The following is a 14,460-nucleotide window of genomic DNA, read 5'->3' on the forward strand; positions in this document are numbered from 1 at the left end:
TACTACCCTATCCCCACCCCCACCACCCCGTCAAGATATCCAACCCAAAATTTTTTGAAGCCAGAAGGGATCCGGATCCACCGCTAGACTGTTGAAGTGAGCTTAGTTTGGGTCAGACGGGTTTATGGGGATTGTGATTGGGGCTGCTGCTCCTGACTTTAGCTTGCCTGCGGTGGGGAAAGGGATCCAGAAGGGAGCCCGGATCTCGTTGGCGGCCTACCGGGGCAAGAGCAAGGTGTTGCTGGCCTTTTACCCGGCGGATTTTTCCCCGGTATGCACGAGCGAGATGCGTTGCTTTCGGGAGGATTGGGAAGCTTTCCGGGCCGCGGGCTGCGAGATCTTGGGGATCAGCAGCGATCCCCTCTCCAGGCACCAAGCCTTTGCCGAGCAGCTTAAGCTGGAGTTTCCTTTGCTGAGCGATGTGGACAGAACCGTGAGCCAGCAGTACGGGGTGGACAGCCTGCTGGGGACGCGGCGGGCCTATTTTTTGGTGGATAGCCAAGGGATCCTACGCTACCAGCATGTGGAGTGGCTGCCCTTGTTCAAGCGAGACAACCGGGAGCTGCTGGAGGCCGTGAGGGCGATTAGCTAAACGGGGGATCCTCTGGGGTGGGCCAGAGAACCCGTTGCGGCTGTCCGGTGTCCGGCAGGGAGAGGGGAGTGTGGCCAAGGGGCTCCAGAAGCCAGCTACGCTGGGGCGGGCTCCAGTTGCCCTGGCGGGCCTCGATCTCCAGAATGAGCTGGCCATTTTGCTGTCGCAAGCGGAAGAGGGTGGTGGCCCAGGCTCCTGCTCGATGGGCGAGGGTTTCCCCGTCGTCTTCGTAGAGGGTGAAGCTGCCGTTGCCGGGGTAGAGTTTGAGGTGCGGTTGGTCACGGCGCAGGTGGGCGGTGGACGGGCAGGGGGGAGCTAAAGGCAGAACGGAGCCACCCCGCACAAACAGCGGCAGTTGTTCGAGAGGGGCAGGGACGAGAATGTAGCGGGGGCCGGTGTGGGCCTGACCTGTCCACCAATCAAACCAAGTGCCCTGGGGTAGGTAAACAGCGCGGCACCGCACGCCAGGCCGAACCACAGGGGCAGCTAGGAGGGCGGATCCCAGCATGGCTTGATCTGAGATCTCGTAGGTTTGCGGATCGTCGGGAAACTCGTAGAGAAGGGGGCGCAAGATGGGGGATCCGGTTTGGCTGGACTCCCAAAAGAGGCTGTAGAGGTAGGGCAGCAGCTGGTAACGCAACTGAATGGCCTGCCGGCAGATGGTTTCCACTTCGAGGCCAAAGCTCCAGGGCTCGTGGGGGCGGGTGCCCAGGGCGCTGTGGCCGCGCATGAGGGGGTAAAGAATTCCCATTTGCATCCAACGGGCAAACAGCTCGGGAGTGGCATTGCCACCGAAGCCGCCGATGTCCGCGCCGACAAAGCTAACTCCCGACAGGCCCAGGTTTAGGAGCATGGGCAGGGACATCTCCAGGTGTTCCCAGGAGGATTGGTTGTCGCCTGTCCAGACGGCAGCCCAGCGCTGGATCCCAGCAAAGCCGGAGCGAGTCAGCACGAAGGGGCGCCGGTTGGGGTTGAGCTGTTCCAAGCCTTCACGGGAAGCGCGTGTCATCAGCAGGCCGTACAGGTTGTGAACTTCGGCGTGGGTGGTGGGTTCGTCGGGTGGGCCTTGGGGGGCATCGAGGGGGATATCGACGATCTGGCCGCCGTCTCCAAAGGGGCGGTCGTTGAGGGCCGGCTCGTTCATGTCGTTCCAGATGCCATCCACACCGGCTTGGGTGAGAACCCGTTGCCAGGATCCCCACCACTGCCGCACTCCGGGGCGCAAGAAGTCGGGAAAGAGGACTTTGCCTGGCCAAACGTAGCCATGGAAGAGGTGGCCGTCGGCGCGGCGGATAAAGAAATCCTGGGCCAAGCCCTCGTCGAAGACGGCGTAGTCGGCTTCGGGCTCGAACTTGACGCCGGGATCCACAATGGCTACCACCCGGAAGCCAGCCTCGTGGAGTTGGGCCATGAGCCGGGCCGGTTCGGGGAAGCGGCGGGGATCCCAGGTGAAGACGCGGTAGCCGCGCATGTAGTCGATATCCAAGTAAATGACGTCGCAGGGGATCTGCCGCTGGCGAAATTGCTGCGCAACGGTTTGAACCTGGGCGGCGCTGGCGTAGCTCCAGCGGCACTGTTGGTAGCCCAAGGCCCAGAGGGGAGGAAGGGGAGGCCGCCCGGTAAGTTGGGTATAGGTATCGAGCACCAAGTCTGGAGTGGGGCCGTAAATGAGGTAGTAGTCCAGCTCGGGGGCGCGCACCTCGATGGCCCACTGCTCGGGATCGATCTGGCCCAGGTCGAACTGGCTCCAGTGGGTGCAGTGCAGGAAGAGCCCGTAGCAGAGGTTGGGGCGAAGAAACAGGGCGAAGGGAATGGCCTGGTAGAGATTGTCGCTGTGGGCGTCGTAGTTCCAGCAGTCGCGAGTCCAGTGGCTGTAGCGCCGACCCCGTTTGTTGAGTAGCCCCGCCCGTTCCCCTAGGCCATAGATGTGCTCGGCAGGGTGGAGGTGTTTGACCAGGCGGATGCTATCGGATCCCCAGGTAAGCCCAGAGGAGACATCGGCGCAAAACTCTTGCCCTTGAGAGTCTTGAAAACTGAACCGGAGGGGATCCCGATCGATCTGAACTTGCACCTGGGAGGTGGACAGGTGGATTTGGGTGGAGCTTTCCTGCAGTTCAAAGGGAGCCGGCGGCCACTCTTCATCGGCTGGAGCCACATCCCAGGAACGACGGGGCAAAAACGCTCCGCTGGGGCTAAAGCGCAGCCGAAACAGACGGGGGGTGAGCACCTGCATAGACCAGCGGCCCTGGGCACAGATGAGGTGGATCCCTCTGGAGTGGGGCTGGAGCTGCTGCAGGGATCCGCAGGTTGGCCTTTGGGGCGGGCGGGCGGGGGATTGGCCGTTCGCGCCCGAGGGATCGAGTCCCAAGATCTCGCCAGGTTCCAGCATGCTTTGGAGACAGATTGCTGCTCTCAAGGCTAGCCTATGGCCGGGAGGGGACAGGGGGTTGCCCACTCTGGTCCGCAGTGGGTTTTACCCTCATCGGTACCCATCTCCAGAAGAGCAGCGGTAATAATCGACTAGCTCAGACCCCAGAATCCATCGCGAAAACGAGGCGGCAATGGCCATGAGGATCCCGGCGATCAAGCTTCTCTCCTCACTGCTGCTTTTTGGGGGGGTGTCCGTCCCCGCTGTCGTGGCGGCCTACCCGGTCAGCCCGGAGATGGTGATGACCCTGCAACAGGGGGATCATGCCCAAGCCTTGCCCAGGGCCAGAACGGAGCAAGCGTTTCGGGTGGTTACTTTGGCCCAGGGTTTGGAGCACCCTTGGGGGATGGCCTTTTTGCCGGATGGAACTCTCTTGGTTACCGAACGCCCAGGGCGGCTGCGCCGAGTTACCCCCCAGGGATTGGATCCCCAGCCCATAGCCGGTGTGCCAGAAGTATTTGCCCGCGGACAGGGGGGCCTGCTGGACATTGCCTTGCACCCTAATTACGCGGAGAACGGCTGGATTTACCTGTCCTATGCCGCTCCTGGGCCGGGCGGCGGGGGAACCCGAGTGGCGCGGGCCCGCTTGGGGGAGAAGGGACTCCAGGATCTGGAGGTGATTTTCGACATGGAGCGCAAGACCCCCGCTCGACAGCACTTTGGCTCCCGCCTGGCCTTTGATGAACAGGGATTTCTCTACATCAGCACCGGCGACCGCGGAGAACGGGATCGAGCCCAAGATTTGGGGGATTCTGCCGGTAAAGTGTTGCGCATTACGGATGCGGGCGGGATCCCGGCGGACAACCCATTTGTCGGCCGAGCGGGGGCTTTGCCGGCAATTTTTACCTACGGCAACCGCAACATTCAGGGAATAGCCCGCCACCCCGAGACGGGAGCGATTTGGTCCCACGAGCATGGGCCCCAGGGTGGAGACGAGATCAACATCTTGGCCCCCGGCGTCAACTACGGCTGGCCCTTGATCACCCACGGTCGAGAATATACGGGGGAACCCGTCGGCCAAGGACTGGCGGCAGCTCCTGGATTGGCTTCGCCCCTGCTGCACTGGACACCCTCAATTGCCCCTTCCGGCATGACTTTCTACACAGGGGAGGCTTTCCCCGAATGGCGGGGCAACCTATTTGTGGGGGCGCTGGCCGGGCAACACTTGGCCCGTCTGGTACTGGATGGAGAGCGCGTGGTGGCAGAAGAGCGTCTCTTAGAGGGGGCGGTGGGCCGCATTCGCGATGTGCGGCAGGGGCCGGATGGACTCCTTTACCTGTTGACGGACGCCCCGAATGGATCCCTGCTGCGCCTGGAGCCAGCACCCTGAAGGCATCGGCTTAGGAGATGACGGAAACTATCCTGCTCCCGCTGGGCAGCTCTTTGGCGGGACAGGGACTTTCCCCAGAGTAGGGCTGGGGAACTCAGAAGCTGAGGCTCTCCCAAGAAACGTTGATGTCTTCCAAAAGCAGCGACTTGTTGTAGATCTGCAGGATAATCAACAAAAAGACGGCGAATAGGGCCATGAAGACCGCCATCAGGGGCGTGGTGCCCCAGCCGGGAGCCACTTTGCCGTATTCCGAGTTGAGAGGACGCAGCAGATCGCCCAGTTTGGTACGAATGGCCATAGGTTCTCGCTTAGAAACCGAACACGTTGACGAAGTCGAAGATAGCAGGCTCGAAGGCGGATCCCTGGTGCTCAGCACCGCCAAAGCAGCCGCCTTTTAAAATCACGCTATCAGAATCTGGCCGAACCTTTTTGTCTTGGGCAATGAATTGTAAACTTGTGTAATACTGTAGTCGAATACTCTCAGGATCAAAGACAACGATATGGAGCCCACCTTTTCCCTGATTGTGGCGATTGCGGCAGTTACCATCTGCATCACTGCGTTTGCCATCTACACAGCCTTTGGCCCCCCTTCCAAGGACTTGCAGGATCCCTACGAGATGCACGAGGATTAAGGCCTGTCGTTGGGATATCTGGGTAAATGTCTGCTCGGTTGACCCCCCGTCTCTCCTTTCACAAGTACCAGGGGTTGGGGAACGATTTTATCTTGGTGGACAACCGCTGGCAGTCTCAACCCTGCTTGAGCCCGCAAGAGGCCGTCGCCCTTTGCAATCGCCGCTTTGGGGTAGGAGCCGATGGGGTTATCTTCTTGCTGCCGGGGCAGGAGGGGGCGGACTTTAGCATGCGCCTCTTCAACAGCGACGGTTCCGAGGCGGAGATGTGCGGCAATGGGATCCGCTGTTTGGCCCGCTTTCTGCAGGACTTGGGGATCCCAGGTCGGGATGGCGCCTACCAGATCCACACCTTGGCGGGGCGAATCGTGCCGCAGGTGCGGGCAGATGGGCTGGTCACAGTGGACATGGGGATCCCTCGCCTTTTGGCCAAGCAGATCCCCACCACCTTGGTCGAACCGGATGAGAAGGTCATTCGGCAGCCGCTTGCAGTGGCCGGGCGAGAGTGGCGGGTGACGGCGGTGAGCATGGGCAACCCCCATTGTGTGGTCTTCCTGGAAGAAGAGGGATCCCTGGAGGAGCTGGACTTGGCAGCTGTGGGCCCCCTGTTTGAGCATCATCCGGCCTTTCCTGAGCGCACCAACACCGAATTTGTGCAGGTGCTCAGCCCGACTCGTCTGCGCCTACGGGTTTGGGAGCGGGGAGCAGGGGCAACGCTGGCTTGTGGGACGGGTGCCTGTGCTGTTTTGGTGGCTGCTGTTTTGGAGGAGCGCGCAGAATCGCAAGCTACAGTAGAACTGCCGGGAGGAAATCTGGAAATTCGCTGGGATCCGAGCACACAGCACGTGTGGATGACCGGCCCTGCCCTACACGTCTTCAGCGGCACCACTGCCGGTTGAGAACTAGGCTCCCAGACCCAACAGGAGGATGGCCAGGAGGCCGAGGATCCCATAGGCAACGCTCCAGCCCTGCCGCCAGATCAGCGCCACTGCCAGGCCCAATAAGACCAAGCCCAAGCCCAGGCCAAGGCGGAGAAATAGAGGGTGTACAAACTGGCTGTGGGAGCGTTTGAGCCAGGGGAAGATCACCCCCAAGGCGAAGGCCAGTCCTACGGGGATCCAATCGATCCAACCTGTCTGCTCCCAGCCCCCCAACAGGTAAAAGCCGCCCAGACAAAGGCCCAGGCAGAAAAACAGCACCCGCATGCCGGGATAGTCTTGTCGATAGTTGAAAGCAAGGCTTCGGAGCTCCTTGGGGTGGGCCAAGACCAATGGCTCTACAGCAAAGCTTTCGCTCCACTCCGGCGCTTCTTCAGTTTGTCCGCGGCACCAAAGGTAAACGTTGACCTTGCGCAACCCTTGCAGCAGAGAGGCTTCCACCGCACTGCGCACCACCTCCATCACCTGCAGGGTATCCACCACATCGCCCGGCAGCCGTTCCAGCAGCACGTTGAGAACAGGCCCCTTCAGCTCGGCTCGGCCAAACAGCCGCAAGTTGGCAAGCTTGTAATCGAGGATTTGGTTCAAGATTTTGAGCTGGCGGCGCATGGGATCCCGTAAACAGTGAACCGTCGTTCGAATGGTTGACTCCAAGCTTCAACATGACCGGTATGACCAGTTTAATGGCTTGGGCCAGAGCAGCAGAGGAGAGGCGTTGCCGGTGTGAAAGGGAAGTGGGACTATCCCATGAGGGTGCGAATGCACCGGCGAATGCTGAGGTTGGATTGCTCCAAGTCGGCAAATCCGCTCAGAAGAGTTCCCTGGCCGTCCAACAGCAACAAAACAGCCTGGCGGCGAAAATTGATCCCAGGCAAAGCTGCAGCGGCTATTTCTTGCAGCTTCTGGATGGTTGCTCCCTCAAAATCGACCGAGACATACACAAACGGAGAAACCAGGCGGGGATCCGTCGGTACACTCTCCCGGATGGCCTGCAAAACCAAGTGGCGCACCAGCATCAGCCCCCTGCCATCCACCAGCACGATCTGGCGCAGCCGAGGGTTTTGCCCAAACTCCAGGGCCAAACTTTTGGAGAGGGCTTCCGATTGCGAGCGGGTTTGGCTGTTGGTCAAGATCAACGCTTGAATGCCCTCATACCGACTTAGGTCAAGCCGATCCCCAGAAACGCTTTCCACCTTGAGGTCAAGAGATGTTTTGGGGTTGCTGTTGCTGGGGCAGTTGCCAGCTTGGGCGGGATCGAACGCACCTTGAGAAAGCAGGGCAAGGGTGGCAAACCCCAAAGCCACAAGTCTCTTTTGAACGCAAAGCCAGCAGCGGTTAGCCGGGGCACAGCAGCAGGACAGCACTCGGTTCATGGCGGGGAGCTCTGGAGCGGGCCGGCCAAATCTTAACCGATCTTCATCTTTGGTGCTCCAAAATGCCCTCTGGGCTTCTCATCCCCATTGGGTTGGTGCCCATAATGGAAGGCAGTTTCTGGTTTGCTGGCCATGACTCACGCCTCTTTGCTGGATGCCCTCAACCCTTCTCAACGGCAAGCGGTGCAACATTTTTGTGGCCCGCTGCTGGTGGTGGCGGGGGCAGGTTCCGGCAAGACGCGCGCCCTCACCCACCGCATTGCCTACCTGGTTCGCCACTATCGGGTGGATCCAGGAGAAATTTTGGCCGTGACCTTCACCAACAAGGCCGCCCGTGAGATGAAAGAGCGCATTGAGCAGCTCTTTGCCGAACAAGAAGCTCAAGAACAATTTGGGATCCCGCTGGAGCAATTGGAGCCAGCCCAAGTCACCCGGCTGAAATCCAGCGTTTACCATCGGCTGATTAAACCCCTTTGGATCGGCACTTTCCACAGCTTATTTGCCCAGATCCTGCGCATAGATATTGAAAAATATCAGGATCCCAAGGGGCGCAAGTGGACTCGCCACTTCTCGATCTTCGATGAATCAGATGCCCAATCTCTGGTGAAGGAGATTGTAACCAAGCAACTGAACTTGGATGAGCGCAAGTTTGACCCAAGGTCGGTACGCTACGCCATTAGCAATGCCAAAAACCAAGGTTGGACTCCTGCCGACCTGGAGCGCAATCAGCCCAACTTCCGTGGCCGTACCATTGCCCAAGTTTACGAAATCTATGAAGACCAACTGGCAGCCAACAATGCTCTGGACTTTGATAACTTGATTTGGATACCAGTGCAGCTTTTTCGACAAAACGAGCAGGTGTTGGCTTACTGGCACCAACGATTTCGACACATTTTGGTGGATGAATACCAAGACACCAACCGCACTCAGTATGAGTTGATTCGTCTGTTGGCCACCAACGGCGAGACCTGCAGATCTCGGTTGGATTGGAGAAACCGATCGATCTTTGTGGTGGGAGATGCCGATCAAAGCATCTATCGGTTTCGCGGGGCAGATTTTACCATTTTGCTGGAGTTTCAAGAGACCTTTGGAGATGGTCTCCCGGATGATGATACCCGCACCATGATCAAGCTGGAGGAGAACTATCGCTCTACAGCTACCATTCTGCAGGCAGCTAACGCTCTCATCGAGAAAAATACAGAGCGCATTGATAAAGTTCTCAGGCCAACCCGTCAGCAAGGAAATCCGATTCTTCTTCATCAGGCGGATGATGAGATTGCAGAGGCCGAGTTTGTCGTCAATACCATCCGACGATTACACGGCCAAAATGCCAATGCTTTTTCCTGGGGAGATTTTGCCATTCTCTACCGCACCAACGCTCAATCCCGTCCTTTTGAAGAGGTCTTGCTGCGGTGGGGGATCCCTTACACCGTGGTGGGCGGACTGCGATTTTACGACCGCAAAGAAATTAAGGATGTCCTAGCCTATTTACGGGTTGTGGCCAACCCTGCCGACTCCTTTAGCCTGCTGCGAATTATTAACGTGCCGCGCCGTGGCATCGGCAAATCTACTCTGGACAAGCTGACCGAAGCGGCGGCTGCTCTAAACGTGCCTTTGTGGGCAATTCTCAGCGACGAAACCTCTGTAAGTAGCTTGGTGGGTCGTTCGGCTAAGCCTGTCATTCAGTTTGCTCAGTTGATTCAGCACTGGCATCGACAGGCTTCTCAAACCTCAGCCGCCACCCTTATCGAAGGGCTGCTGCGGGATTCCGGTTATTTGGAGGATCTCAAGGCGCAGGGTACAGACGAAGCCGAAGAAAGAGCGGCCAACGTGATGGAACTTTACAATGCCGCTCGCCAATTCGAGGAAGAACAGGAGGATCCCAGCCTTGAGGCTTTTTTGAGCAATGTGTCTTTGGCTTCCGACTTGGACAACCTTCAGGAAGGCGCTGAGAAAGTTTCGCTAATGACGTTGCACTCTTCCAAAGGTTTGGAGTTTCCTGTTGTGTTCTTGGTGGGGGTGGAACAGGGTCTATTTCCCAATTTCCGGGCTTTGGAGGATCCCGCTGCTTTGGAAGAAGAGCGACGCCTTTGCTACGTGGGCATTACCCGTGCCCGTGAGCAGTTGTATATCAGCCACGCCAGGGAAAGGATGCTCTACGGCAACCGCGAACCAGCTATTCCTTCGGTATTTTTAAGTGAACTGCCCCAAGAGTTAATCGAATTCGACAGACGCGGAGCCGTTTCTCGACAGCTCTCCCACGGCAGTGGACTGTCCCTTTCAGATGCACCCAAGGCCAGGCCCAATCGCCGCCAAAGCCGTTCAGAACAGTGGGCGATTGGAGATCGTTTGCAACATCCCCAATTCGGACAAGGCCAGATTACCCATGTGTTCGGCAGTGGTGAACGGGTCACGATTGCGGTGAGGTTTCCCGCTATCGGTCAACAGAAAATCTTGGATCCCCGTATCGCTCCTATTCAAAAGCTTAGCTAGGCGGCTGAACTCGGAAGGGCTCCAGCGATGAAGAGAGGCAAAGGGAAGTGCTGTAGAAGTCCGTAGCTCATTCGAGATTGCCTTGCCGTTGACGTCGTTGGTGATCCCTTGCTTTATATGTGTTTGCTTTATATGTGTTGCTGCACGACGGGGAAAGCAAAACCTCAGCTCCCCCTTTCCCTGATTTGACCGTTGCCCAACCCTCGACCTTACCTCTGCCCCCTCGTCACTAATTGCTTGTAATTGCTTGACTACCCGGTCTTGGGATCCCTCGCCAGGCTTAACCCAGTCGGCTGGGACTGAGTTGTCTCGGCTCTGTCCGGTACCAGGCGCAGGGGCGGGCCAAAGCGGCCAACCGCTACAGTGTTGTTCAGGGCCGGGATCTGGCGGATGGATCCCTGGCGTAGGCAGCGGTGTAGACGGCGCAGCAGGAAGAGGTCGGCTTCGGAGCACTCCTCTCGAAATAGCCTTACGTTAAGTTCGTGTTCCTGAGCAGCGGTGAGCAAACCGGTCATCATGGCGGTTTGAATGATCTGCTGCACGGTTATGGTTGTCGCTTCATCCATAGGTTTAGGCGATTGGATGGAGACCTTTTGCTGCTCTTATTCTCGACAAATCCCTCTGATATTGACTCCGCCAAATAGCGGATTCGGTATGCGCGCACTTTGTCTTCTTTCTCGGTGCTCGGAAATAGGTCTTTCCAGATACCCATTGACCTTCTGAGCCATCCGGATTCCGTGTAGGCGAAAAGCTTGAAATCTTTGTGTCACAAGCCTTTCCAATCGAAGTGGGAGCAGAGCCAACAATTGGATACGTAGGGATCCCATCCTCACTGCAGTACAAAATTAGACTCAACAGTGAGTTGCTTGAACTTGCCAAAGAGGTGCTGATCCCATGATTTTTCGAGCTGTTGTTTGAGGCCGTAACAGATATCTGTGGCAATACGGAACTGAGAAGCGATGTTCGTCACCGACAAATGGCGTAGGGTTGCTTGGCTTTTTGTCTGTACCTTGTCGGCAATGAAGGCATAGAGGATGAGCAACAGCCTTGTGTTAGGGTGGGGGCATTCTGTAGTGGCGATTGGCCGTGTCAGAAACTCCACAAAAAGTCGGCTGTGCTGCCCCTCTGGGCTGCTGTGGCTGCGGCTGTCTGGGCCTACTGGCGGTGCTGGGCTTGGGGCTGGCGGGGGCAGGGATCCTGATCTGGAATGGGATCCGTGCCTCAGGAGCCTATCGCACCTACCAGTTGGCGGTGGAGCAGCTCGAACAAAATGCCGTGGTGGTGGAACGTTTGGGAGAGCCCCTGAGGCCGGGATGGCCCTCGCGGCTGCGTTTTCAGGAAAATGAGGAAGCGGGCTGGGTGTGTCTGTCTTTTTTGATTACAGGGGCCCAGCGCACCGGCGATGTGGTTGTGGAATCGGAGCGGGGCATGGCCGGCTCGGCATGGCAGTTGCGCCATCTGCAGGTGAAAGTTGACGGGGATCCGCAGGCCATTCAGGTCATCGAGGGGGAATCTCGGTGTGAAAAGGAAGAGTCGGATGGAGAAGCCCTGCCCCTGCAGCCAGAAGGCGACATCTAGGTAGCCGGATATGCTCAGCCGCGGGTAGAGTCAAAAGGACTCCGTCCCGCTGACGCGAACGGTTGTGGCCTTGTTGGATCCCTATGCGGTCGCTTCCTTACCTGCGCTTGCTGCTGTTGTTGGCGCTGTTGGCCTCGTTCGCCGGCCTGATCGTTTGGCTAATCCAATCGTTTCTCGATCTGTACTACGCCACCCGCTACCACCCGATTTTGGGGGGGCTGTTGATCGGGGTGCTGCTGCTGCTGCTGCTGGTGTTTTTGGCCGCTGCCATCTACTACTTGTTTCTGTTTCGCCAACCCGCCCCCAGCAGGAGACCCCCTGCCTTGCCGGAGACGGCTTTGGAAAAGCGGAAAGCGGCGCAACAGAACTTGGCTCAACTGGAGGCGCAGCTAGCGCAAATCCAGGATGAAGTGGCGCGGGCAGCGCTGGCAGAACGGTCGGCTCTGCTGGCCCAACAGTTGGCCCAGCCCCAACTGAAGGTGGTGGTCTTCGGCACCGGGTCGGCGGGCAAGACTTCTCTGGTGAACGCGCTGCTGGGGCGGCGGGCGGGGGCGGTGGGGGCCACTCTGGGCACCACCCAGGCGGTAGCTTGTTACGATTGGAACTTGCCCGGGATCCCGCAGCCGGTGCAGATCGTGGATTGCCCCGGCATTTTGGAGATCGGCCCGGCAGGGGTGATGCGGGAACAGGAGGCGCAAGCCCAAGCCCAAGCTGCCGATCTGCTGCTGGTGGTGGTGGATGGGGATCTGCGCCAGTCAGAGGTGGATCCCTTGCGCCGGTTGATCGCCCTGGGCAAGCGGGCCTTGCTGATCCTGAACAAAGCGGATCGCTACACCTCAGAAGAACGGCAGATCCTCTTGCAACGCCTGCGGGAGCGGGTCTACCCCCTGATTCCACCTCAGGATGTGTTGATAGCTGCCGCTGCTCCAGCCCCTGTGCGGGTGGGATCCCAAACCTGGCGACCGGAGCCGGATGTGGCCGCCGTGCGGGATCGCGTGCAGGCGGTGCTCTATGCCGAGGGGGGATCCCTGGCCTTGGACAATGCCCTGCTGCAATCGCAACAGTTGGGGGAAGAGGCCAAGCGGATTCTCCAAGCCCAACTGCGCCGGCAGGCGGAGGAGGTGATCGATCGCTTTCAGTGGATTGTTACAGGAGTGGTGTTCGCCAACCCCATCCCGGCGGTGGATCTGCTGGCCATTGCCGCCATCAACGCCCAGATGGTGGTGGAACTGGGATCCCTTTACGGCTGCAAGATGGATCTGCAGCAGGGGCGGGAGCTGGCCTTGTCTCTGGCCAAAACCTTAGCCGGCTTGGGCTTGGTGGAAGGAGCGATCCAACTGACCACGGGGATCTTGGCCACCGTTGCCGAGGTAAGCGTCGTCGGTTTTCTGGCGACAGCCCCCATTCAGGCGGCCAGCGCTGGCTATCTCACCCGCATTGCCGGCAAGAGCTTCATTGAGTACTTCCAGCACAACCAAAGCTGGGGCGAAGGGGGGATGCAGGCGGTGGTCAAAGCCCAGGTGCAAAATACCCAAAAATCCGGTTGGCTCAAAGAGTTTGTCCGCGAGGCTTCCCGGCGCATCTTCCGAAATGGGATGGCCAACCCAAGGGATCCCTAATGGCCGCTCAGGGCAATATCGGTCGGCATAAAGGCCAGCTCCATTTGCGCCACATAATCGGCGTAGCTCAGTGCCGGCACGGTATCCCAATCCGCCAAGCCATGCATGCACTTCGACCATTGAATGAAGGCGGCAGGATAGATATAGGCCAAACTGGGATCCTGCAAAACCTCTTTGGGCAGTGGAGAGGCCGACTTCAGCACTGCCAACAGAGCCGGCGGCTTGTGGAGAATCACGCGCGTGGCCTCAATCTGCTCTGGGGAAACCCTAAACTTGGTGGCGATAAACGGGATCACTCTGGAAATGGCCATCACCCAACACCAACCTCGCCTGTAGAGGTAGGTTGCCCCCAAGCCGAGGGGCTGGCCTCAGGGATCCCACGGAGACCGGAAAAACATGGGCAAGGATGGCCGTGGGCGGGCCTGGGATCCCCTTGCTTGGGGCCGCTGCTCCCCGTTATTCTAGTAAAGCTGAAAAATCTGGGGAAACAGTGAGCCGTGGCTAAAAAGAGCATGATCGAGCGGGAGAAAAAGCGCCAACGCTTGGTCGAGAAGTATCGGGAGAAGCGCCAACAACTGAAAGCGGCCATGGCCGATCCCAACATCGACCAGGCCACCCGCATGGAGCTGCACGCCCAACTGCAAAAACTCCCTCGGGCCAGCTCGCCCACACGCCTGCGCAACCGCTGCTGGAAAACCGGGCGCCCCCGGGGTTACTTCCGCGATTTCGGCCTCTGTCGCAACAGCCTGCGGGAAATGGCCCACAGAGGCTTATTGCCAGGTGTGGTCAAGTCTAGCTGGTAGTTGCCTGGCCTTCGCCGCTTGGTTATGCAGCCAAAACACCCTTTTGAGAGATCCTGAGTGGGCCTGCAACCTTTTCAGCTCTGTGACGAAGATCTCACCCCTGCAGTGGCAAAGGCCCTGGCCAGGGAACCTTACCTGGCCGTGGATACAGAAACAATGGGGCTGATCCCGCAGCGGGACAGGCTTTGCGTGGTGCAAATCGCCAACTCCGCCGGTGAGGTGGTGCTGTTGCGGCTGAGCCGCGGGGTAAAGCAGGCCCCCTTTTTGGCGCAGCTGCTGATGGCTCCAAGCATTGAAAAGATTTTCCACTACGCCCGCTTTGACCTGGCGATGCTGCGCTATCACCTGGGGATCCGGGCGTGGCCCGTCTTTTGCACCAAAATTGCCAGCAAACTGGCCCGCACCTACACCAGCAAGCATGGCCTCAAGGATGTGGTGAGCGAGCTGTGCGGGGTCGAACTCAACAAAACTGCCCAAAGCTCCGATTGGGGAGCCGTCCACGCGCTATCCGCCGAACAGCTGGAATATGCCGCCAACGATGTTCGCTATTTGATCCCGGTGCGCCACAAGTTGGCGGAGATGTTACGGCGGGAAGAACGCTGGGAGTTGGCGCAGCAGTGTTTCCAACATTTGCCTACTTTGGTAGAGCTGGATCTGTTGGGCTTCAGTAACGTCTT

The 14,460-nt window shown here is 58.7% G+C and carries 15 protein-coding genes; 9 read left to right on the forward strand and 6 right to left on the reverse strand.

The features are described 5' to 3' along the window. Positions 1-124 precede the first annotated feature (124 nt). Positions 125-592 carry a peroxiredoxin family protein gene (locus NW829_RS08730; RefSeq protein ID WP_414383249.1) on the forward strand — a complete coding sequence of 156 codons (468 nt, stop codon included), beginning with the start codon at positions 125-127 and terminating at the stop codon, positions 590-592. Here the strand turns inward: NW829_RS08730 and NW829_RS08735 are convergent. Continuing rightward, positions 585-2,981 carry a glycoside hydrolase family 31 protein gene (locus NW829_RS08735; protein ID WP_414413158.1) on the reverse strand — a complete coding sequence of 799 codons (2,397 nt, stop codon included), beginning with the start codon at positions 2,979-2,981 and terminating at the stop codon, positions 585-587. The genes NW829_RS08730 and NW829_RS08735 overlap by 8 nt on opposite strands. A 172-nt stretch (positions 2,982-3,153) precedes the next feature. On the opposite strand from NW829_RS08735, the gene NW829_RS08740 reads away from it, so the two are divergent. Then, positions 3,154-4,350, forward strand: a complete 1,197-nt coding sequence (locus NW829_RS08740) for a PQQ-dependent sugar dehydrogenase (protein ID WP_414416894.1) — start codon at positions 3,154-3,156, stop codon at positions 4,348-4,350. A 94-nt stretch (positions 4,351-4,444) separates the two neighbouring features. Here the strand turns inward: NW829_RS08740 and psbH are convergent, their stop codons facing one another. Then, the gene (gene psbH, locus NW829_RS08745; protein ID WP_414331336.1) at positions 4,445-4,648 is read right to left on the reverse strand and encodes a photosystem II reaction center phosphoprotein PsbH; all 204 of its coding nucleotides are present in this window, start codon (positions 4,646-4,648) and stop codon (positions 4,445-4,447) included. 202 nt (positions 4,649-4,850) lie between these two features. Here psbH and psbN point away from each other — a divergent pair, with 202 nt between their 5' ends. Further along, a complete protein-coding gene (psbN, locus tag NW829_RS08750; RefSeq protein WP_011432995.1) occupies positions 4,851-4,982 on the forward strand; it encodes a photosystem II reaction center protein PsbN in 132 nt (43 codons plus the stop codon). 26 nt (positions 4,983-5,008) lie between these two features. Beyond that, positions 5,009-5,878, forward strand: coding sequence for a diaminopimelate epimerase (gene dapF, locus NW829_RS08755; RefSeq protein WP_414416895.1), 870 nt, complete (start codon positions 5,009-5,011; stop codon positions 5,876-5,878). A gap of 3 nt (positions 5,879-5,881) precedes the next feature. Here the strand turns inward: dapF and NW829_RS08760 are convergent, their stop codons facing one another. Together NW829_RS08760 and NW829_RS08765 are read right to left on the reverse strand one after the other, a co-directional pair. After that, the gene (locus tag NW829_RS08760) at positions 5,882-6,526 is read right to left on the reverse strand and encodes a hypothetical protein (protein WP_414416896.1); all 645 of its coding nucleotides are present in this window, start codon (positions 6,524-6,526) and stop codon (positions 5,882-5,884) included. Between the two features lie 131 nt (positions 6,527-6,657). Beyond that, positions 6,658-7,290: a hypothetical protein gene (locus NW829_RS08765; RefSeq protein WP_414416897.1), complete on the reverse strand. Its 633-nt coding sequence runs from the start codon at positions 7,288-7,290 to the stop codon at positions 6,658-6,660. 132 nt (positions 7,291-7,422) lie between these two features. Between NW829_RS08765 and pcrA the strand changes: the two genes are divergently transcribed. Next, complete coding sequence (gene pcrA, locus NW829_RS08770; RefSeq protein WP_414416898.1) at positions 7,423-9,783, forward strand: DNA helicase PcrA; 2,361 nt, start codon at positions 7,423-7,425, stop codon at positions 9,781-9,783. A 251-nt stretch (positions 9,784-10,034) separates the two neighbouring features. On the opposite strand, the gene NW829_RS08775 is transcribed toward pcrA, so the two are convergent. Further along, entirely contained in the window at positions 10,035-10,349 is a 315-nt protein-coding gene (locus NW829_RS08775; RefSeq protein WP_414331733.1) for a hypothetical protein, read from the reverse strand. 520 nt (positions 10,350-10,869) lie between these two features. Here NW829_RS08775 and NW829_RS08780 point away from each other — a divergent pair. Then, positions 10,870-11,361, forward strand: coding sequence for a cytochrome c oxidase assembly factor Coa1 family protein (locus NW829_RS08780; protein ID WP_414416899.1), 492 nt, complete (start codon positions 10,870-10,872; stop codon positions 11,359-11,361). An 83-nt stretch (positions 11,362-11,444) separates the two neighbouring features. Beyond that, positions 11,445-12,980 (forward strand): YcjF family protein, encoded by a 1,536-nt coding sequence (locus NW829_RS08785; protein WP_414413119.1) that lies wholly within the window; start codon positions 11,445-11,447, stop codon positions 12,978-12,980. On the opposite strand, the gene NW829_RS08790 is transcribed toward NW829_RS08785, so the two are convergent. After that, the gene (locus NW829_RS08790) at positions 12,977-13,291 is read right to left on the reverse strand and encodes a hypothetical protein (protein ID WP_414413118.1); all 315 of its coding nucleotides are present in this window, start codon (positions 13,289-13,291) and stop codon (positions 12,977-12,979) included. The two genes, NW829_RS08785 and NW829_RS08790, sit on opposite strands and share 4 nt — an antisense overlap. Before the next feature lie 186 nt (positions 13,292-13,477). On the opposite strand from NW829_RS08790, the gene rpsN reads away from it, so the two are divergent. After that, a complete protein-coding gene (gene rpsN, locus NW829_RS08795; RefSeq protein ID WP_011432985.1) occupies positions 13,478-13,783 on the forward strand; it encodes a 30S ribosomal protein S14 in 306 nt (101 codons plus the stop codon). 57 nt (positions 13,784-13,840) lie between these two features. Beyond that, a partial coding sequence (locus NW829_RS08800; RefSeq protein ID WP_414416900.1) for a ribonuclease D occupies positions 13,841-14,460 on the forward strand: 620 nt, incomplete at its 3' end.

The organism is Synechococcus sp. R55.8 (assembly GCF_047461895.1).
GTDB lineage: Bacteria > Cyanobacteriota > Cyanobacteriia > Thermostichales > Thermostichaceae > Thermostichus.

What these genes read in the sequence shown, in the direction of transcription:
- NW829_RS08740 (WP_414416894.1), top strand. Translation starts at nt 3,154, where the DNA reads ATGGCCATGAGGATCCCGGCGATCAAGCTTCTCTCCTCACTGCTGCTT.
- NW829_RS08765 (WP_414416897.1), bottom strand. Translation starts at nt 7,290, where the DNA reads ATGAACCGAGTGCTGTCCTGCTGCTGTGCCCCGGCTAACCGCTGCTGG.
- dapF (WP_414416895.1), top strand. Translation starts at nt 5,009, where the DNA reads ATGTCTGCTCGGTTGACCCCCCGTCTCTCCTTTCACAAGTACCAGGGG.
- NW829_RS08775 (WP_414331733.1), bottom strand. Translation starts at nt 10,349, where the DNA reads ATGGATGAAGCGACAACCATAACCGTGCAGCAGATCATTCAAACCGCC.
- NW829_RS08760 (WP_414416896.1), bottom strand. Translation starts at nt 6,526, where the DNA reads ATGCGCCGCCAGCTCAAAATCTTGAACCAAATCCTCGATTACAAGCTT.
- pcrA (WP_414416898.1), top strand. Translation starts at nt 7,423, where the DNA reads ATGACTCACGCCTCTTTGCTGGATGCCCTCAACCCTTCTCAACGGCAA.
- NW829_RS08785 (WP_414413119.1), top strand. Translation starts at nt 11,445, where the DNA reads ATGCGGTCGCTTCCTTACCTGCGCTTGCTGCTGTTGTTGGCGCTGTTG.
- psbH (WP_414331336.1), bottom strand. Translation starts at nt 4,648, where the DNA reads ATGGCCATTCGTACCAAACTGGGCGATCTGCTGCGTCCTCTCAACTCG.
- psbN (WP_011432995.1), top strand. Translation starts at nt 4,851, where the DNA reads ATGGAGCCCACCTTTTCCCTGATTGTGGCGATTGCGGCAGTTACCATC.
- NW829_RS08790 (WP_414413118.1), bottom strand. Translation starts at nt 13,291, where the DNA reads ATGGCCATTTCCAGAGTGATCCCGTTTATCGCCACCAAGTTTAGGGTT.
- NW829_RS08730 (WP_414383249.1), top strand. Translation starts at nt 125, where the DNA reads ATGGGGATTGTGATTGGGGCTGCTGCTCCTGACTTTAGCTTGCCTGCG.
- NW829_RS08735 (WP_414413158.1), bottom strand. Translation starts at nt 2,981, where the DNA reads ATGCTGGAACCTGGCGAGATCTTGGGACTCGATCCCTCGGGCGCGAAC.